Here is a 17,903-nt window from a genome sequence, read left to right on the forward strand (position 1 = left end):
GCCGGATTCTCACCCCCGCGGCCGGACGCGGGCGCGACACGGCGGGGAAACCGGCGCGTCACCCGCGCGCCCGCGGCGGCGGCGCGCTCCCGGCGTGCGCGGCGGCCAGGCCCCGACGGGATTGCGTACAACTCGGCGAACGGCCCCATATCGGTGGCCAGATTCTTACGTTCAACCCATTGACCGACCCCCATCACGCTCCCTACTGTTCCGACAACACGAACGCCGTATCGCTCACCGGAACAATCGTGACGGGATCGACGGGCGCACCGAACGAGGAGGCGCGATGGAAAGCACAGATATATCTCGCCTTTTCACGCCGTTCTCCCTGTCAGGGGTCGAGCTGCGCAACCGCGTCGTCGTGCCCGCCCACACCACCAATTTCGGCCATGCCAACCGGCCGACCCGGCGCCATGTCGACTACCACGCCGAACGCGCGAGGGGCGGCGTGGGGTTGATCGTCACCGAGGCCGTCAGGGTCCACCCGACCAGCGCGGGGCGGCACATTAGCCTCGGCTGCTTCGACGACGGCTGCGTCCCCGCCTATGCCGCGGTGACCGAGGCCGTGCACGCCCATGGGGCCCGCATCTTCGCCCAGTTGATGCACGCGGGGCGGCAGGCCAACGGCGACGCCACGCGTACCGCCGCCTGGGCGCCCACCGAGGTCCCGTGGTCGTCGGGCGCCGCCGTGCCGCACGTCATGGGCCCGAGCGACATCGCGGTCGTCGTCGACGCGTTCGGCGCCGCGGCCCGCCGCATGGCCGAGGCGCGCTTCGACGGCATCGAGGTCCACCTCGGCCATGGGCATCTGATCCAGCAGTTCCTCTCGCCGTTCACCAACCGGCGCACCGACCGCTACGGCGGCAGCCCGGAGAACCGGCTCCGCCTCGCCCGCGAGGTGCTGGCCGCCGTCACCCGCGGCGCCCCCGCGCTACCGCTCGGCATCCGGGTCAGCGCCGACGAGTTCGTGCCGGGCGGGCTCGGCCCCGACGACGTCCTGGCGATCGTCGCCGCGCTGCGCGCCGACCACGCCCTCGCCTATGTGCACGTCAGCCACTCCGCCTACCACGGCAGCCACTCGCTGGCGACGCAGATGGCCGATATGAGCTTCGGGCACGCCCCGTTCCGCCATCACGCGGCGCTGTTCAAGCGGGAGTTCCCCACGCTTCCCGTGCTGGCCGTGTGCCGCCTCGACAGCCTCGCCGAGTCGGCCGTGCTGCTCAGGGACGGGCACGCCGACCTGGTCGGGCTCGCCAGGCCGCACATCGCCGACCCCCATCTGGTCCGCAAGACGCGCGAGGGCAGGGCGCACGAGATCCGCTCCTGCCTGGCCTGCAACCAGGGGTGCGTCGGCCGCCTCGAGTCCGACCTGCCGATCTCCTGCGTCGTCAACCCCGAGGTGGGCGCCGAGCGCGAGTGGGCGGCCACCCGCGCCGCGGGCGCCGACCGCGCCGACCGCGCCACCCGCCGTGCGGCCCCGCGCCGGGTGCTCGTGGTCGGCGGCGGCCCCGCGGGTCTCGAGGCGGCGCTCTCCGCGCACCGGGCCGGGCACCTGGTCACCCTGGCCGAGGCGGGCGAACGGCTCGGCGGACAGCTCGCAAAGGCCGCCACCGTGCCGGGCCGCGAACGGCTCGGACTGCTCACCGACGAGCTGATCCGCGACCTCACCGCGGCCGGGGTGACGCTCGTGACGGGCGAGCGGATCACCGCGCCCGACGTGCTGCCGGGCGGGCGCCACGACGGCTTCGACGCCGTGCTCGTGGCCACGGGATCGCTTCAACGGCGGCGCGAACTCCCCGGCGGGCCACGGGTGTTCGACCTCGCCGAGGCAGTGGGCGAGCTGGCCGCGCCCGGACCGGCACAGGACGGCTCCGTCGTCCTCGTGCGGGACGACGTGGGCGGCTGGCCCGCGGCCTCGCTCACCGAGCGGCTCGCCCGCCGCGGCGCCACCGTTCACCTGGTCACGCCCCTCGCCGGCCTCTTCCCCCGCATCACGACCTACTCAAGGCTCGGCCTGCTCCAGCGGCTGAGCGAACTCGACGTCAAGGTCCACCTCATGCGCGCCGTCGTCGGCGCGTCGGGGGACCGGGTCACCCTGCGCGACACCCTCGCCGGTGACACCGAGGACCTGACCGGCGTCACCGCCGTGGTCGACGCCGGTCTCCCGGCCGCCGACGACCGGCTCTACCGCGCCCTCGACGGCGTGCCGGGGGCACCCCCCGTGCACGTGGTCGGCGACGCCAACTCCCCCAGGACCGCGCTCGAAGCGGTCTACGAGGGGCGCATGGCCGGAACGTTCCTCGACTCCACCGTGGCCGCCGCGCGCACCCTCGCGGCCACGGCGGACCCCCCACCGGCCTGACTCCTTCCACTCCGCCGCGACCCACCCCGCGACACACCCGCCGCGACACACCCGCCGCGGCCCACCGCACCGCGACACACCCGCCGCGACCCACCGCACCACGAGAAGCCCGCCCGCAGGGCCCGACACGTCACCTCCGACGGCGTCGCCGCGCAGCCGCGGCAGCGCGCCGCCGCCTCCCTCACCAGGATCAGCACCAAGGAGTTGTCATGATCGACATCGAGGACCAGCTCACCCTCGACGAACGCTCCCGCACCGACTACATCCTCGGCCTGCGCAAGCAGTGGTCGGCCACCGTCTACCCCGCCCTGGTCCGCGAGCACGCCGCCGCCGGGCGGCAGGCCACCACCGTCGACGAGGCGACCGAGCAGCTGCGCGAGCTGTCCCTCTACCCGTGGTTCAGCCACCTGGAGCGGGTCCAGCAGAAGATGCTCTGGCGCGCCGCGGGCGACGCGGTGCTCAGCCGCCGCGAGACCCTGACCGCCCAGCTCGAGACGGCCCCTGGGGGCGCGGGCGGCAGCCTGACGCTCGACCCCGCGCTGCCCCTGCCGTCCTGGTACACGGACTACGACATCCACATCCAGCCGGGCAGCTTCTACTCGGACGCCATGTCCGCCTACGTCTACGAGTTCGGCGCCCGCATCGTGATGCTGCGGGACAACGACGGCTACAAGTTCCACACGCTGTTCACCTCCACCGCCCTGCCCGAACTCCCGGGGGCGCGCAGGGTCGTGGACATCGGCTGCGGCTTCGGCAAGAGCACAAGGCCCCTGGCGGGCCGCTACCCCGACGCCGAGATCATCGGCGTCGACCTGGCCGCGCCCGGGCTGACCCTGGCACACGCGGAGGCCGAGGCCGAGGGCATCGCGATCGCCTACCTCCAGGCCGACGGCCGCGCGACGGGCCTTGAGTCCGGCTCGTGCGACCTGGTCACCGGCACGATGGTGCTGCACGAGATGCCCGCCGACGCCGTGCGCGAGACCCTCGCGGAGGCGGCCAGGCTGCTGCGCCCCGGCGGCGCGCTGCGCTTCCTGGAGTTCCAGGCCACCGGTGACCCGTTCCGCGACGCGACCATCATCGAGCACGCCGAGCGGAACAACGAGCCGTTCTTCCACGACCTGTTCGGCTCCGACACCCTCGCCATGTGCCGCGAGGCGGGCCTGACAGATCCGTCGTGGAGCCCCTTCGACGAGCGCCGCGACGGCGTGCGCCCCGACGGCTGGGGCGAGCGGACCGAGTGGCACTTCCCCTGGGCTGTGCTCTCCGCGACCAAGCCCGACGCCGAGCAGCCGAACGCCGAGGGAACGGAGGCCCGTTGACCATGACCGCGGAATACGACTACTTCAAGGACCCGCGCATCGGCAAGCTGCTCGACCTGATCCTCCAGCTCTCGACCGACCTGCATGTCACCGCCCAGCGCGTGCACGCCCTTGAGGCGGTGCTGGTGCGGCACGGCGCGCTCAAGGGCGGGGAGCTGGACGCGTTCGCCCCCGACGCCGCCGAGCAGCGGGTGCTCGACGGGCAGCGGGACGCGATGCTCGGCCGCCTGATCGCCATCCTCGCCGAGGCCGGGCCCGCCGAACACCCGCTGCGCGACCAGTGGGAGGCCCTTCTCGCGAGACAGCCCGGCTGATGCCCCCCGGCCCGCCGCGCCAGGCGCCCGACGACCCGCGCGCCCTGGTGGACCGCTACCTCACGCTGTGCGAGGAGCGCCGCCTCGACGAGGCGCGCCTGCTGCTCGCGCCCGACGCGGTCCTGGTGTTCCCCGGCGGCGAACGCCACGCCTCCCCCGCCGCCATGGCCGCCGCCGCCCGCGCGTCCTACCGCTGGGTGCGCAAGCGCCGCGACCGCTGGTTCACCGGCACCGCCGACGGAGGCGAAGGAGACGGGGGCGAAGGGGACGGGGGCGAAGGGGACGGCACCGGCGCGGTCACCGTCGTCTCCCTCGGCACCCTCCACGGCGAGGACCAGGCGGGCCAGCCTTTCGACGGCATCCGCTACGCGGACGTGTTCGTCCTGCGCGACGGCCTCATCCGCGAACAGCACGTCTACAACGACCTTCCCCGAACGAGGTGTCGGACATGAAACGCATTCTCAGACTGGGCTGCGCCGCGGCCCTGCTGACGGCCCTCGCGGCCACCACGGCCTGCGGCGGCAACGACGAGGGCGGCGAGGGCTCGGGCGACGGCGGGACGGCGAGCTTCGAGTTCGCCATCGCCTCCGCCGTCATCGGCCCCAAGGAGGAGGTGGCCACCTACGCGGTCGGCCAGGAGCAGGGCTTCCTCGACGAGGAGCGGATCGAGATCTCCGCCTCCAACGCCGACGGCTCGGTCGCCGCCCTCCAGGCGGTCGCCTCGGGCAGTGCCGACATCACGGCCGCCGACGCGGGGGCGATCCTCGCCGCCCGCGAGAACGGCGTCCCCGTCAAGGCGATCGGCGGCCTGGTGCAGAACTGGCCCTGGGTGATGGCCGTTCCCCCGGAGAGCGACATCGCCTCGGCCGCCGACATCGAGGGCAAGCGGATCGGCGTGATCAGCCTGGCCTCGGGCTCCGCGATGTACGCGCGCAGCTTCGTGGCCAACGCGGGCCTCGACCCCGAGCGCGACGTCGAGCTGCTGCCGGTCGGGGTGGGCGCGCAGGCCGCGACCGCGCTGGCCGACGGCCAGGTCGACGTGCTCGCCCTGTACACGCAGGCGTACACCACCATCGAGAACACCGGCACCACCTACCGCTACCTCGACAACCCCGAGGAGTTCGACGGCATCCGCTCCATCACCTTCGCCGTCCGCGAGGACGCCCTGGAGAGCCGCCGCGACGAGCTGGTCCGCTTCCTGCGGGCCTCGTACCGGTCGATGCTCTTCTCCGCCGTGAACCCCGAGGCCGCGGTCCGCGACGGGTACGCCGTCTTCCCGCAGATGCTGGCCGGGGCCGACCCGGACGCGCGCATCGAGGACGACACCAGGACGTTCGCCACCTGGATGGCGTCCGCGACGCCCGCCACCGGCGAGCCCGAGGACTTCGCCGACTGGGGCGCGATCAGCGAGGAGGAGTGGACCAAGACCGTCGCGTTCGCCCGGGAGTCGGGCCAGATCAGCGAGGACGTCGAGATCGACGACGTCTGGGACGGCAGCCTCCTGGACGAGGCCAACGACTTCGACCCGGCCGCCGTCGTCACCCTCGCCCGCGAGTCCGCGGGCTGAGCGGCCCGGACGACACGGCACCCGCGCGGCCCCCACCCATCACACGACCGCAGCAGCAAAGGAAGCCAGCATGGGCATCAGAACCCTCGGCCGCCGCCAGCCGGCGACCGCACCGGCCGCCCCGACCACGGCGGACGCGGCCTCCTGGATCGAGGTGGCAGGTCTTGAGAAGCTGTACAGGCCCCGCAAGTCGGCGCCCACGCACGCCCTGTCGGACATCGACTTCCAGGTGCGCCGCGGGGAGTTCGTCTCCATCGTGGGCCCATCGGGCTGCGGCAAGACGACCCTGCTGAAGATCCTGGCCGGTCTGCTCCCCAAGACCTCGGGGACGGTCAGGGTGGCGGGCCACGAGGTGGCGGGGCCCATGGCCGAGATCGGCATGGTCTTCCAGGCCGCCACCCTGCTCCCCTGGCGCACGATCCTCCAGAACGTCATGGTCCCGGTCGAGGTCCAGCACCTCGACCGGGCCCGCCACCGCGAACGGGCCCGCGGGCTGCTTGAGATGGTCGGCCTCCAGGACTTCGCCGACAAGTACCCGCACGAGCTGAGCGGCGGGATGCAGCAGCGGGCCGGCATCTGCCGTGCCCTGGTGCACGACCCCGCGGTGCTGCTCATGGACGAGCCGTTCGGCGCCCTCGACGCCATGACGCGCGAGTACATGAACGTCGAACTCCTGCGCATCTGGCGGGAGAGCGGCCAGACCATCGTCTTCGTCACGCACTCCATACCCGAGGCCGTGTTCCTGTCCGACCGGGTCGTCGTGATGACCCCGAGGCCGGGGCGCATCGCCGAGATCGTCGACATCACGCTGGATCGCCCCCGCGACCTGGGCGTCATGTCGTCGGACCGGGCCGGGGTCTACACCGACCGCATCCGGCGGCACTTCCAGGCCACCGGCGTCATCGGCTGAGGAGGCCAGGATGACCACGCACAAGACCGACGTCCCGGTCGGCGGCCCCGCGGACGGCACGCCCCCGGCGGCCACCCGCGCCCGCCGGCGCCTTCCCGACCCGCGCGAACGCCCCGAACTCCTGCTGGTCCCCGGCGTGTTCGTGGCCGTCATACTGTTCTGGGAGTACGCCATCAGGCCCATGGGCGTCGACGAGTACGTCCTGCCCAAGCCCTCCCAGATCGCCGACGCGCTGTGGCGGCAGCTGACCGACGACCTCTTCTGGGGGCACGTCCAAGTCACCGTGCAGGAGGCGCTGCTCGGCTTCGTCTTCGGGGTCGGCGCCGCGCTGGTGCTGGGCACCGCGATCAGCCAGGTGCGGCTGGTCGAGCGCACCCTGATGCCGTACATCGTGGCGTTCCAGACCGTTCCCAAGGTGGCGCTCGCGCCGCTCTTCGTCGTCTGGTTCGGCTTCGGCATGACGAGCAAGGTGGTGATGGCCGCGGTCATCTCCTTCTTCCCGATGCTGGTCAACGTCATCGAGGGGCTGCGCTCCGCGGACGCCGACCGCGTGCAGATGCTGACGGCGTTCCGCGCCAGCCGCTGGCAGGTGTTCCGGATGGTGCAGTTCCCGACGGCGCTGCCGTTCATCTTCGCCGGGCTCGACATCGGAATCGTGTTCGCGATCCTGGGCGCGGTAGTCGGCGAGTTCATCGGCGCCAAGGAGGGCCTTGGCTATCTGCTGCTCCAGACCAACTACAACTTCGACATCGCCGGGATGTTCGCGGTGCTGCTCGTGCTCTCCGCGCTCGGACTGCTGGCGCACTTCGTGATCCGCTCCATCCAGAAGCGCGTGGCTTTCTGGGCGCAGCAGAACACCGTGGTGGCCTCGTGACCGCGGGATCCGACGGCGTGGCCGACCCCTGCCGCTTCGACGGGCGCGTGGCCCTGGTCACCGGGGCGGCGCGGGGCATCGGCGCCGCCGTCGTGGCACGCCTCGCGGCGCTCGGCTGCCGGGTCGCGGCGGCCGACCTCGCCGACCCGGTGGGCCCCTCGGGCCGGTCGGGCTGGGAGGCGGAGCCGCCGCCTGGCGATGGCCACACCCGGCACCGGGTGGACGTCCGATCGGCCGCGTCCTGCGAGGAGTTGGTGGCCGAGGTGCTGGCCGCGCACGGGCGCGTCGACCACCTGGTGAACAACGCGGGGGTGGTCCGCCGCGGCCCCGCGGCCACCATGACGGACGAGGACTTCGCCGCGGTCGTCGACGTCAACCTCACCGGAACGTTCCGCGTCAGCCGCGCCGCCCACCCGGCGCTGCGCGTCAGCGAAGGGGCGAGCGTGGTGAACCTGGGCTCCACCAACGGCCACATCGCCGTGCCCGACACCCTCGCCTACTGCGTCAGCAAGGCGGCGGTCATGCACATGGCTCGGGTCCTCGCCCTGGAGTGGGCCGCGGACGGCATCAGGGTCAACGCGGTGGCGCCCACCATCGTCGACACCGCCATGACCGAGGACGTCAGGGCCGACGCCGCCTACATGCGGGACAAGCTCGCCTCGATCCCGCTCGGGCGGATGGCCGGGACGGCGGACGTGGCGAACGCCGTGGCCCATCTCCTCAGCCCGGCCGCGGCGATGACCACCGGCCACACCCTCTTCGTGGACGGCGGCGCGGTCATCCACTAGCGGAACGGCTCCCATCGAGACCCACGACGGACGACCGGCGGCGGCCGGCGAGTGTAAGGAGAACGACGACCATGCCCCAGCCGGACCCCTCCGCGGCGCTCGACGCGGTGGACACCCATTTCGACACGTTTGTCGAGGAGTTGCGGGCCCTGTGCCGCATCCGCAGCCGACGCCAGGAGCCGGAGAAGATGGCGCAGACCGCCGACTTCCTCGCCGCGTCGCTGCGACGCTGGGGCGGCAGCGCCGAGGTGATCCCCTGGGAGGACTCCCACCCCTATGTCCTGGGCGAGATCGAGGGCGGCGAGCGCGCCCTGCTGCACTTCAACCACTACGACGTCGAGGTCGAGCCGACCGGCGACGACGACGCCTGGATCAGCCCGCCCTACGCCGCCGAGATCCACGACGGGCGCCTCTACGCGCGCGGCGTCGCCGACGACAAGGGCGCGTTGCTCTCCCGGGTGCACGCGGCCGCCGCGTGGCGGCTCGCGGGCCTGCGGCCCCCGGTGACCAGCCGCTTCATCATGGAGGGCAAGAAGTGGCTGCACAGCCCGGGGCTCGGCTCCTTTGCCGAGGCGCACCGGGAGCGGCTCGCCGCGGACGCCGCGCTGTGGGAGAACTCCTGGCTCGACGACCGGGGCCGCCCGCTGCTCAAGCTCGGCGAGAAGGGCGTGCTGTACGTACGGCTCACGGCGCGCACCCTGGCCAGGGAGCTGACCAGCCAGAACGCCGCGCTGCTGCCCGCCGCGACGGCCCGGCTGACCGCGGCGCTCGCCTCGCTCCAACGCCCTGATGGCACCGTCACCTTCGAGGGCTTCGCCGAAGGGGTGCGCCCGCCGACCGAGCGGGAGTCGGAGCTGCTGAGGGCGCTGCCGTTCGACGCGGCGTTCCTGCGCGAACGGGCCGGGGTCGAACGTTTCACCGGCGACCTCGACGCCCCCGGGGCCGCGGTGGCGATCCGCACCCGCCCCACGCTGACCGTCACGGGTATCGAGGGCGGCGACAACAGGGACGACATCACGCTCGGCCTGCCCGCCACCGCCACCGCCAAGATCGAGATCCGGCTGATCGCCGGGCAGGACCCGGATCGCGTCCTCGCCGCGCTGACCGGCCATCTGCGGCTCGCGGGCTTCGGCGACCTCGATGTCCACGTGATGGCGTCGAGCCGCCCCCATCTGACCGACCACCGCGACCCGTTCGTCTCCCTGGTCGCCGACGCCGCCCGCCGCGTCTACGGCGTCGAGCCCGTCGTGGAGCCCTACACCCAGTGGATCGGCAACCAGGGCGCGCTGGCCGGGCCGCCGATCGTCGGCGTCGGGGTCTCCCGGGCGGACGCGGGCATCGACGGGCCCAACGAGCACATCAGGCTGGAGGACTACCGCATGGGCATCAAGCACGTCATCGAGGTGATGGCCGCCATGGCCTCGGCACCGGCGACGGCGGCAACGGCGGCCGACGCCCGGGGGACGAAGGAGGCGCGGCGATGAGCGCCCCCGCCGCCGTTCCCGAGGTGACGCACCTGCGCGGCGCCGCCGAGCGCGGCTATGTCACCCTCCCCTGGGGGCAGGTCCACCACCGCAAGGCGGGCCCCGACGACGGGCCCGTCCTGCTGATGCTGCACCAGTCCCCGCTGTCCTCCGCGACGTTCGAGCCCGCCCTCGGCCCGCTGGCCGCCCAAGGCGTGCGGGCGATCGCCGTGGACACCCCGGGGTTCGGGATGTCCGACCCGGCGCCCGAGGTGTGGTCGATCCCCCGCTACGCGGAGGCGGTGTGGCAGATCGCCGACGCGCTCGGGCTGAGCGATGTCCACCTCCTCGGCCAGCACACGGGCGCCGTGGTGGCGGCCGAGGCGGCGCTGCTGCGGCCTGAGCGGGTGCGCGGGCTGGTCTTCCAGGGGCTTCCGCTCTACTCGGAGGCGGAGCGGGCCGAGAAGTCCGCGACGTACGCGCCGGGTTACACGCTGGACGAGGACGGCGGGCACCTGGCCGTGATCTGGGAGCGCGTGCGCCGCCTCTACCCGACCATCGGCGCCGCGTCGGCCAGCAGGCAGGTCGCCGAATACCTCAGCGTCGGCCCCGACTATGCGGTGGCCTACCGGGCGGTCTTCGCCCACCGCCTCGACCCGGCGAGGCTGGCCGACGTCCCGACGCTCCTGCTGCACGGCGGCGACGACGTTCTCGACCGGATGAACGACGTGGTCGAGGCCGCGCTGCCATGGGCGGAGCTGAGGGTGATCCCGGGGGGCACGGACTTCGTCGCCGAGGAGCAGCCCGAGCGCTTCGCGGCCGAGCTGGCCGCCCATGTCCTGGCCCACGCCCGCGGCGGCCGGAAGACGCCCGAGCCAAGGGCGTTGTACACCGCGACCGTCGAGGTCGACGAGGGCAGGTCGGGCCGGGCCCGCTCCCGCACCGGCGCGCTCGACATGGCCCTGACCCGCCCGGCCGAGCGCGGCGCCGGGGACACCGGCACCGACCCCGAGGAGCTGTTCGCGGCGGGCTACGCCGCGTGCTTTCGCAGCGCCCTCGGCGTGGTGGCGAGGCGGCGGCGCGTGGCCCTGGGCGAGGCGTCCGTCACCGCGTCGGTCACCCTGACCTCGGCCGCCGACGGCGCCTACGGGCTCTCCGTCGAGCTGCGGGTGCGCGCCTCTGGGCTGCCGACCGCGCGCCTGCGCGAACTCGCCGCGGCGGCCCACCTCGTGTGCCCCTACTCACGCGCCGTGCGCGGCAACGTCCCGGTGTTGACTGAGGCGGTCGGGAGCGGATGACCGATCCGCCCCCAGCGGGCGGCCGTTGACCGCGGCCGCAGCCCCCACCCAGCGCCGCACCAGCCGGCCACGACGCAACCGAGGAACCCATGGCCACCGACGACACCCTCACCTCCCCGCCAGGACAGTCCCGCTCCGGCACCGCAAGGGCCCTGGCCGTGATCGACGCGATCGCCCGATCGCCGAAGTCCGGGGTCTCCACCGTCGCCCGGGAGACCGGGCTGTCCAAGGCGGTGGCCCACCGCATCCTGCGCGAGTTGGTGGCCGGGCAGTTCCTCAGGTTCGACGAGGAGACGAAGCTCTACGGCCTCGGCCCCGGCGCCCTGCGGATCGGCCTCGCCGCGATGCGCGAGCTCGACATCACCGCCGTGGCGCACCGCCACCTGGCCGCGCTCGCCCGGCGGACCGGCCAGACCAGCACGCTGTCCGTGCGGCAGGGCTGGACGCGGGTGTATGTGGACCAGGTGCTCTCACCGCACGAGATCCGGATGTCCGTCGCGCTCGGCACCAGCCACCCGCTGCACGCGGGCTCCTCGTCCAAGGCGATCCTCGCCTCGCTGCCCGACGCAGAGGTGACGGACTACATCGACCACCACAGGCTCGAGGGCGTCACCGAGGCCACCATCACGTCGGCGGGGGCGCTCCGCGAGGAGATCGGCCGCATCCGCAAGCTGGGTTACGCGGCCAGCTTCGGCGAGCGGCAGGCCGAGGCGGCCAGCGTGGCGGCGGCCGTCCACGGGGCCACCGGGCAGGTCGTGGGCTCGGTGTCCGTGTGCGGCACGCGCCAGATGTTCGACGACGCCAGCCAGGAGTGGCTGGGCGAGGTGGTGGCACGGGCCGCCGCCGACATCTCCGCCGACCTGGGCGCGGGCCACCGCGTCCAGGACGGCGCGGCCCGGGGCGGGCCCTGGCCACCCGCGCCACGAGAGGAGTCCCATGACTGACCCACGCGACGAGCCGCGCGCCCTCTTCCCCGAGGGGGCCGAGGGGGCCGCGGGCGAAGGGCCCGCGGCCGGGCCGCTCGCCGGTCTGACCGTCATCGACGCGGCGACCATCCTGGCCGGGCCGCTGTGCGCGCAACTGCTCGGCGACTACGGCGCCGACGTCATCAAGATCGAGCACCCGGTGGCGGGCGACGGGCTGCGCGGCCACGGCCACGCCAAGGACGGCCACCCGCTGTGGTGGAAGGAGGTCGCCCGCAACAAGCGAACGGTGGGCCTGAGCCTGTCCGACCCCGAGGGCGCCGATGTCTTCCGCAGGCTGGCCGTCCGCGCCGACGTGCTGGTGGAGAGCTTCCGCCCTGGCACGTTGGAGCGCTGGGGCATCGGCCCCGACGAGCTGCACTCGCTCAACCCGGGCCTGGTGATCGTGAGGATCAGCGGCTTCGGGCAGCGCGGCCCCTACGCGGGCCGTGCCGGGTTCGGCACGCTCGCGGAGGCCATGAGCGGCTTCGCCCATCTGACGGGCGAGCCCGAAGGCCCGCCCACGCTCCCGGCGTTCGGCCTGGCCGACAGCGTGTGCGGCATCGCGGCCTCGTCGGCGGCGATGATGGCGCTCTTCGCGCGGGAGCGCGACCCGCTGCGCCGGGGCCAGGTGGTGGATCTGAGCCTGCTCGAGCCGCTGCTCGCCGCCGTGGGCCCCTCCCCCACCGTCTACGACCAGCTCGGCGTCGTGGAACGGCGGCACGGCAACCGTTCCACCAACAACGCCCCCCGCAACACCTACCGCACGTCGGACGGCCACTGGGTCGCGGTGTCCACCAGCGCGCAGGCCATCGCGGAGCGGGTGATGCGCCTGGTCGAGCACCCCGAGGTGATCGACGAGCCGTGGTTCGCGACCGGCGGCGGCCGGGCCCAACACGCCGACCTGCTCGACGGGATGGTGGCCGGGTGGATCGGCGCGAGGACCCGTGAGGTGGTGATCGAGGAGTTCACCGCGGCGGGGGCCGCCGTCGCGCCCGTCTACGACGCCCGCGGCCTGGTCGACGACCCGCATGTACGGGAGACCGGGATGCTGACGCGGGTGCGGGACGAGGACCTGGGGCCGCTGCTGATGCACAACGTGATGTGGCGGATGTCCAGGTCGCCGGGGGCGATCCGGTTCACAGGCCGGGCGCTCGGCGCCGACACCGACGCCGTGCTGATCAAGGAGCTGGGGCTCGACCCGGCCGAGGTGGCCAGGCTGCGCGAGCGGCGGGCCGTCCGATGAGCCCGCCCCCGCCCCCGCCGCCACCCGCGCCGCCACCCGCGCCGCCACCGCCGTCCCCGTCCCGCCTCACCCCGACCAGAACGGAAGCGACCGTGAGCACTGCCACGACCCCCGCAGGACCGACGACGCCCCCGCCCGGGGACCGTCTGCTGAGCGTCGTGCGGGACGGCGTCCGGATCCACGACCTGGGCAGGCGGCTGTTCGTCGGCATGCCCCAGTCCCCCAACCACCCCGCCTACTGGCACACCCTGCCGCGCCGCCACGGCGACCGGGTGCGGGCGGACGGCGGCTCGGCCGCCAACGACATGGTGGTGATGGGGACGCACGTCGGCACCCATATCGACGCGCTCGCCCATGTCTCGCAGGACGGGCTGCTGCACGGCGGCGCCGACGCGGCGGCGGCGGGGGCGGGCGGCGTCTACGCCGAGCACGGCGTGCACACGATCGCGCCGATGGTCAGGCGCGGCGTCCTGCTCGACATCCCCGCGGTGCTGGGCGAGCCGTGCGCGCCCGGCTACGAGATCAGCCCCGCCGACCTGGAGGCGGCCCAGAGGCGGCAGGGCACCCCGGTCGGCGCGGGCGACGTCGTGCTGGTCCGCAGCGGCTGGGGGCGGCACTTCGAGAACCCCGACCCCCGGGTCTACCGGGGCGAGGAGTCGGGGGTGCCGGGCGTGAGCGAGGCGGGCGCGCGCTGGCTCGCCGAGCGCCGGGCGCACGCGGCGGGCGCCGACACCATCGCGTTCGAACGGCTCGCGCCGGGGGCGGGGCACAGCAGGCTGCCCGCGCACCGCGTACTGCTGGTGGAGTCGGGGATCTACATCATCGAGGCGCTGGCGCTCGACGAGCTGGCCGCGGCCGGGGTGCGCGAGTTCACCTTCGTGCTGGCGCCGCTTCCGCTGTTCGGCGCCACCGGCTCCCCGGTCCGCCCGCTCGCCGTGGTGTCCGTCCAGGGCGACGCCGGGGTCGGGGGCACCGATGGCTGAGCCCGCGACCGCGACCCTGGCGTCGGCGCTCGCCGCGTTCGCCGACGGCACCTCCTACGAGGCGCTGCCCGGCGACGTCACCGGGAGCGTGCGCCAACGGGTCCTCGACATCGTGGGGTTGTGCGTCGCGGCGCACCGGCTGCCGACCAGCGCGGCGATCACCGCCCACGTCGCCGAGCAGGGCGGCCGCCCGCAGGCGCACGTGATCGGCGGCGGCGCCACGGCCGTTCCCGCCCCGCTGGCCGCGCTTGCCAACGGCGTGCTCGCGCACTCGCTCGACTACGACGACACCCATCTGCCGTCCGTGCTGCACCCCTCGGCCTCCGTGGTGCCCGCGGCGCTGGCCGCGGGCGAGCTGGCCGGGGCGTCCGGGCGGGAGACCGTGCGGGCCATCGCGCTCGGCCTCGAGGTGTGCGTCAGGCTCGGCATGGCGGGCTACGACGAGGAGGCGGGCAACTCCACCTTCTTCGAGCACGGCCAGCACGCCACCTCGATCTGCGGAACGCTGGGCGGCGCGGTCGCGGCCGGGGTGCTGCTCGGCCTCGACGAGGGCGGGCTGACGGACGTGCTCGGCATCGCCGCCTCCACCGCGTCGGGCATCATCGAGTCCAACCGCACCGGGGGCACCGTCAAGCGCCTGCACTGCGGCTGGGCGGCCCAGGCCGCGGTCACCGCGGCGCAGCTGGCCGCGCGCGGCTTCACCGGGCCGCCGACCGTGCTCGAGGGCAGGTTCGGCTTCTTCCGGGCCTTTCTGCACGGCGTCTACGAACCGGCGGGGATCACACGGGGGTTGGGCTCTCAGTGGGCGGTGCCCGGCATCTTCTTCAAGCCCTACCCGGCCAACCACTTCACCCACGCCGCCGTGGACGCCGCCCTCGAGCTGCGGCGGCGGGGCCTGGACCCGGAGCGGGTCGCGTCCGTCACCCTGGGCGTTCCCGCGCCGGTGATCCGCACCATCGGCCAGCCCATCGAGCGCAAACGCGCGCCGGAGAGCGGTTACCAGGCCCAGTTCAGCGGCCCGTTCGCGGTGGCCGCCGCCCTGTACGGGGACGGCAACGGGCTGGGCGTCGGCCTGGCCGACTACACCGACGAGCTGGCCCGCGATCCCAGGCGGCGCGCGCTGATGGCCAAGGTCGAGGTGGTGCCCGACGACTGGGCCACCGCGGTCTTCCCCCACCAGTTCCCCGCCCGCCTGACCGTGGTGGACACCGAGGGCCGCACCTGGCGCGCGGAGGTGCCCGCCAACAGGGGCGGGCCGCTGCGCCCGCTCTCGGAGCGCGACCTGGAGCTGAAGTTCCGCGACAACGCGGCGGGTCGGCTCCCCGAGGCCGCCGCGCGGACCGTCATGGAACGCGTCAGGCGCCTGGACACCCTGCACAACATCCGCGAACTCCTGTGCCCGCTGGCGGAGTTCGACCACGGCTCGGCAACGGCGGGCAAGGAGAGCGGCGTTGGCCGCGCGAACGGCAGGAGGCAGCAGCGATGACCGGTTTCGATCTCGTCGTCAAGAACGCCCGCGTGGTGAGCCACGAGCACGACCGGCCCCGCGAGGCGGACATCGCGGTGCAAGGCGGCCGCATCGCCCGCGTCGCCCCGGCGATCGCCCCCGGCCCCGAGGCCGAAGTGGTGGACGCCGAGGGGAGGTTGGCGTTCCCCGGCGTCGTGGACGCCCACCAGCACTGGGGGATCTACAACGAGCTGTCCCTGGACGCCGCGAGCGAGAGCAGGGCGAGCGCGCAGGGCGGCGTGACCACCGCGCTGAGCTATATGCGCACCGGGCAGTACTACCTCAACAAGGGCGGCCCCTATGGGGAGTTCTTCCCCGAGGTGCTGGCCGCGGCCGAGGGGCGCGCGTATGTCGACTACGGCTTCCACCTGGCGCCGATGAGCCGGGGCCACATCGACGAGATCCCCGCGCTCATCGAGGACTTCGGGGTCAGCTCGTTCAAGATCTTCATGTTCTACGGCAGTCATGGCCTGCACGGCCGCTCCGCCGACCAGAGCTCGTTCCTGATGACCCCCGAGGGCGAGCGCTACGACTACGCGCACTTCGAGTTCGTGATGCGCGGCATCCAGGCCGCGAGGGAGCGCTTTCCCGAGCTGGCCGACCGGATATCGCTCTCCCTGCACTGCGAGACGGCGGAGATCATGACCGCCTACACGCGCATGGTGGAGGAGGCGGGCGACCTGTCGGGCCTCGCCGCCTACCACGCGTCGAGGCCGCCCCACTCGGAGGGCCTTGCCGTCTCCATCGCCGCCTATCTGGCGCACGAGACCGAGTTGCCGACGATCAACCTCCTCCATCTGTCATCCCGCAAGGCCGTCGACGCGGCCGTGCGGATGGGCGCCGCGTTCCCGCACATCGACTTCCGCCGCGAGGTCACCGTCGGCCACCTGCTCGCGGACATCACCACCGCGCGGGGCCCCGGCGGCAAGGTCAACCCTCCGCTGCGGCCCAGGGATGACGTCGAGGCGCTGTGGGAGTACGTGCTCGACGGCACGGTGGACTGGGTGGTCAGCGACCACGCGTGCTGCCGTGAGGAGGTGAAGTTCGGCGACCCCGCCGACGACGTGTTCCTCGCCAAGTCCGGCTTCGGCGGGGCGGAGTACCTGCTGCCCGGGCTGGTCACCGAGGGGATACCGCGCGGCCTGTCCTACGGCAGGATCGCCGCGTTGACCTCGTGGAACCCCGCGCGGCGCTACGGCCTCGGCACCAAGGGGGCCATCGCCCCCGGGCTCGACGCCGACTTCTGCCTGGTCTCCGACGACGACCCGTGGATCGTGCGCGCGGCGGACTCGGAGTCCACCCAGGAGTACACGCCGTTCGAGGGCTTCGAGCTGACCGCCCGGGTCACCGACACGTTTCTGCGCGGGCGCCGGGTGCTGCGTTCGGGGAAGGTCGTCGGCGAGCCTTCGGGCGTCTATCTCAGCCGCCCGACGGCTCACCCGTCGGCCCGGCCGTGAGCGAGCGCGCGGGGGGCGGCGGGGCGCCGCGGTCGGCGCTCTATGTCCCCGGCGACAGGCCAGGGATGCTGCGGGGTGCCGCGGGGCGCGGCGCCGACGCGCTGATCGTCGACCTGGAGGACGCCGTTCCGCCCGCGGGGAAGGACGCCGCCCGCGCGGCCGTCGCCGACTGGCTCGCCGCCCGCCCCGCCGCCCCCGCGCCCGGGCCGCGGATCTGGGTCCGCGTCAACGCCGGGGAGCGGGGCCGTGCCGACCTGCGGGCGGTGGCGGGCCCCGCGGTGACCGGCCTGTTCGTCGCCAAGGCGGGCTCCGTTCGCGAACTCACGGCGCTGGCCCGGCTGTTGGATGCCGTTCCCGGCGCGGAGCACCTGGCGCTCTGCCCGGTGCTCGAAAGCGCGGCCGCCGTTCTCGGGGCGGCGGACCTGGCCCGTTGCCCCAGGGTGGCCAGGCTCCAGCTCGGCGAGGCCGACCTCCGTGCCGACCTCGGCGTCGATCCGGGGCCTGGCGAGCCCGAGCTGCTGTGGGTCCGCTCGCATGTCGTCCTGGTCTCGGCCGCGGCCGGTCTCGCCGCCCCGCTGGCCCCGGCCTCGACCGACATCCGCGACCTGGACGCGCTGCGCCGGGGCACTCTGGCCCTCAAGCGGCTCGGCTTCCACGGCAGGACGTGCGTCCATCCGGCCCAGGTGCCGGTGGTGAACGACGTGTTCACCCCGGCGCCCGACGAGCTGGCCCGGGCCCGCGACCTGGTCGCCCGCTTCGACGCGACGGCCGAGGGGGTGATCCTCGACGACCGGGGCCGCATGGTCGACGAGGCCGTCGTCCGCAGGGCCCGCCGCCTCCTGTCCCCCTGACC

The 17,903-nt window shown here is 73.9% G+C and carries 16 protein-coding genes and 1 pseudogene; all 17 read left to right on the top strand.

The genetic code is table 11. The features are described 5' to 3' along the window. The first annotated feature begins 286 nt into the window (after window positions 1–286). Window positions 287–2,362 carry an FAD-dependent oxidoreductase gene (locus DEH69_RS03515; protein ID WP_113685389.1) on the top strand — a complete coding sequence of 692 codons (2,076 nt, stop codon included), beginning with the start codon at window positions 287–289 and terminating at the stop codon, window positions 2,360–2,362. Window positions 2,363–2,571: 209 nt separating this feature from the next. After that, entirely contained in the window at window positions 2,572–3,681 is a 1,110-nt protein-coding gene (locus DEH69_RS03520) for a class I SAM-dependent methyltransferase (RefSeq protein WP_113685390.1), read from the top strand. 2 nt (window positions 3,682–3,683) lie between these two features. Beyond that, window positions 3,684–3,995: a hypothetical protein gene (locus DEH69_RS03525; protein WP_113685391.1), complete on the top strand. Its 312-nt coding sequence runs from the start codon at window positions 3,684–3,686 to the stop codon at window positions 3,993–3,995. Further along, window positions 3,995–4,447 carry a nuclear transport factor 2 family protein gene (locus DEH69_RS03530; protein WP_113685392.1) on the top strand — a complete coding sequence of 151 codons (453 nt, stop codon included), beginning with the start codon at window positions 3,995–3,997 and terminating at the stop codon, window positions 4,445–4,447. Before DEH69_RS03525 ends, DEH69_RS03530 begins: the two co-directional genes overlap by 1 nt. Then, window positions 4,444–5,562, top strand: a complete 1,119-nt coding sequence (locus tag DEH69_RS03535; RefSeq protein WP_113685393.1) for an ABC transporter substrate-binding protein — start codon at window positions 4,444–4,446, stop codon at window positions 5,560–5,562. The genes DEH69_RS03530 and DEH69_RS03535 overlap by 4 nt, the downstream gene beginning before the upstream one ends. A 70-nt stretch (window positions 5,563–5,632) precedes the next feature. Next, the gene (locus DEH69_RS03540; RefSeq protein WP_113685394.1) at window positions 5,633–6,472 is read left to right on the top strand and encodes an ABC transporter ATP-binding protein; all 840 of its coding nucleotides are present in this window, start codon (window positions 5,633–5,635) and stop codon (window positions 6,470–6,472) included. A 10-nt stretch (window positions 6,473–6,482) separates the two neighbouring features. Then, window positions 6,483–7,346: an ABC transporter permease gene (locus tag DEH69_RS03545; RefSeq protein WP_113685395.1), complete on the top strand. Its 864-nt coding sequence runs from the start codon at window positions 6,483–6,485 to the stop codon at window positions 7,344–7,346. Continuing rightward, a complete protein-coding gene (locus tag DEH69_RS03550) occupies window positions 7,343–8,134 on the top strand; it encodes an SDR family NAD(P)-dependent oxidoreductase (RefSeq protein WP_220131171.1) in 792 nt (263 codons plus the stop codon). The genes DEH69_RS03545 and DEH69_RS03550 overlap by 4 nt, the downstream gene beginning before the upstream one ends. 71 nt (window positions 8,135–8,205) lie before the next feature. Then, window positions 8,206–9,618, top strand: coding sequence for a M20/M25/M40 family metallo-hydrolase (locus tag DEH69_RS03555; protein WP_113685396.1), 1,413 nt, complete (start codon window positions 8,206–8,208; stop codon window positions 9,616–9,618). Between the two features lie 125 nt (window positions 9,619–9,743). Next, window positions 9,744–10,373 (top strand): annotated as a pseudogene (locus DEH69_RS32335) (alpha/beta fold hydrolase); the annotation flags it as partial. A 108-nt stretch (window positions 10,374–10,481) separates the two neighbouring features. After that, window positions 10,482–10,895, top strand: a complete 414-nt coding sequence (locus tag DEH69_RS31245) for an Ohr family peroxiredoxin (protein WP_258534408.1) — start codon at window positions 10,482–10,484, stop codon at window positions 10,893–10,895. Between the two features lie 89 nt (window positions 10,896–10,984). Continuing rightward, a complete protein-coding gene (locus tag DEH69_RS03565) occupies window positions 10,985–11,839 on the top strand; it encodes an IclR family transcriptional regulator (RefSeq protein ID WP_113685397.1) in 855 nt (284 codons plus the stop codon). Continuing rightward, window positions 11,832–13,103: a CaiB/BaiF CoA-transferase family protein gene (locus DEH69_RS03570; protein ID WP_113685398.1), complete on the top strand. Its 1,272-nt coding sequence runs from the start codon at window positions 11,832–11,834 to the stop codon at window positions 13,101–13,103. Before DEH69_RS03565 ends, DEH69_RS03570 begins: the two co-directional genes overlap by 8 nt. Before the next feature lie 92 nt (window positions 13,104–13,195). Continuing rightward, window positions 13,196–14,086 carry a cyclase family protein gene (locus DEH69_RS03575; protein ID WP_258534405.1) on the top strand — a complete coding sequence of 297 codons (891 nt, stop codon included), beginning with the start codon at window positions 13,196–13,198 and terminating at the stop codon, window positions 14,084–14,086. Further along, window positions 14,079–15,572 (top strand): MmgE/PrpD family protein, encoded by a 1,494-nt coding sequence (locus tag DEH69_RS03580; RefSeq protein ID WP_113685400.1) that lies wholly within the window; start codon window positions 14,079–14,081, stop codon window positions 15,570–15,572. Before DEH69_RS03575 ends, DEH69_RS03580 begins: the two co-directional genes overlap by 8 nt. Beyond that, on the top strand, window positions 15,569–17,050 hold the full coding sequence (locus DEH69_RS03585) for a dihydroorotase family protein (protein ID WP_113685401.1): 1,482 nt from the start codon (window positions 15,569–15,571) through the stop codon (window positions 17,048–17,050). The genes DEH69_RS03580 and DEH69_RS03585 overlap by 4 nt, the downstream gene beginning before the upstream one ends. Continuing rightward, complete coding sequence (locus DEH69_RS03590) at window positions 17,047–17,901, top strand: CoA ester lyase (protein ID WP_258534406.1); 855 nt, start codon at window positions 17,047–17,049, stop codon at window positions 17,899–17,901. Before DEH69_RS03585 ends, DEH69_RS03590 begins: the two co-directional genes overlap by 4 nt. The last annotated feature ends 2 nt before the right edge of the window (window positions 17,902–17,903 follow it).

This window comes from Streptomyces sp. PT12, assembly GCF_003311645.1.
Classification (GTDB): domain Bacteria; phylum Actinomycetota; class Actinomycetes; order Streptomycetales; family Streptomycetaceae; genus Streptomyces.

Coding starts and splice junctions, on each gene's coding strand:
- DEH69_RS03515 (WP_113685389.1), top strand. CDS start 287: ATGGAAAGCACAGATATATCTCGCCTTTTCACGCCGTTCTCCCTGTCA.
- DEH69_RS03520 (WP_113685390.1), top strand. CDS start 2,572: ATGATCGACATCGAGGACCAGCTCACCCTCGACGAACGCTCCCGCACC.
- DEH69_RS03525 (WP_113685391.1), top strand. CDS start 3,684: ATGACCGCGGAATACGACTACTTCAAGGACCCGCGCATCGGCAAGCTG.
- DEH69_RS03530 (WP_113685392.1), top strand. CDS start 3,995: ATGCCCCCCGGCCCGCCGCGCCAGGCGCCCGACGACCCGCGCGCCCTG.
- DEH69_RS03535 (WP_113685393.1), top strand. CDS start 4,444: ATGAAACGCATTCTCAGACTGGGCTGCGCCGCGGCCCTGCTGACGGCC.
- DEH69_RS03540 (WP_113685394.1), top strand. CDS start 5,633: ATGGGCATCAGAACCCTCGGCCGCCGCCAGCCGGCGACCGCACCGGCC.
- DEH69_RS03545 (WP_113685395.1), top strand. CDS start 6,483: ATGACCACGCACAAGACCGACGTCCCGGTCGGCGGCCCCGCGGACGGC.
- DEH69_RS03555 (WP_113685396.1), top strand. CDS start 8,206: ATGCCCCAGCCGGACCCCTCCGCGGCGCTCGACGCGGTGGACACCCAT.
- DEH69_RS03565 (WP_113685397.1), top strand. CDS start 10,985: ATGGCCACCGACGACACCCTCACCTCCCCGCCAGGACAGTCCCGCTCC.
- DEH69_RS03570 (WP_113685398.1), top strand. CDS start 11,832: ATGACTGACCCACGCGACGAGCCGCGCGCCCTCTTCCCCGAGGGGGCC.
- DEH69_RS03580 (WP_113685400.1), top strand. CDS start 14,079: ATGGCTGAGCCCGCGACCGCGACCCTGGCGTCGGCGCTCGCCGCGTTC.
- DEH69_RS03585 (WP_113685401.1), top strand. CDS start 15,569: ATGACCGGTTTCGATCTCGTCGTCAAGAACGCCCGCGTGGTGAGCCAC.